Source organism: Collinsella sp. AF33-16 (assembly GCF_003475325.1).
In the GTDB taxonomy this organism is placed as follows: domain Bacteria; phylum Actinomycetota; class Coriobacteriia; order Coriobacteriales; family Coriobacteriaceae; genus Collinsella.
Genome location: NZ_QRQC01000053.1, coordinates 1 through 580, shown reverse-complemented (window position 1 = coordinate 580; position 580 = coordinate 1). Strand labels below are relative to the sequence as shown.

The window sequence follows — 580 nt, the reverse complement described above, 5'->3', positions numbered from 1 at the left end:
GGGGCGTGGGGGATCGCCCGCTCCGGGGCCGGGGGCCCGCGGGCCGAGGCCGCCGGGGAGGCCGCGGCCGCCTCCACCGCGCCCCCGCCGGCGCTCGTCGAGGCCGAGAACAGGCAGGTCAGGTTCCTGGCCGCCCGGATATCGGAGGCCCTCGACGAGGCCGGGGCCCTCGAGGCCGAGACGGCGGGGCTGCTCGAGGGCGACGAGACCTACGCGTGCCTGCTCACCGTGCCCGGCATCGGCCCGAGGACCGCGGCGCAGCTCGCGGTGTCGGTCGACATCGCGAGGTTCCCGGACCACGACCACCTGGCCTCGTACCGCGGCATAGCCCCGAGGGTGAGGAGCTCCGGCACGTCGGTGAGGTCGGTCAGGGCGTCCAGGCGGGGCGACGCGAGGCTCAAGTCCCTGCTGATCTTCTCGTGCAACAGCCTGGTGAGGTCGTCGGGGCGCTACGGCGAGTACTACCGGGCCTGCAGGGCGCGGGGCATGGGGCACGGGCGGGCGCTCAAGGCCGTCGCGAGGAAGCGGCTCAGGGCGATATACGCCGTGATGCGCGACCGGGTGCCCTACCGGGAGTAGC

General features: G+C 75.2%; 1 protein-coding gene. It reads left to right on the top strand.

All coding sequences use genetic code 11. The features are described 5' to 3' along the window. Positions 1-579, top strand: a 579-nt coding sequence (locus tag DWZ52_RS09835) for a transposase (RefSeq protein ID WP_147352163.1), incomplete at its 5' end; no start/stop codon positions are given. Position 580: the final 1 nt, after the last annotated feature.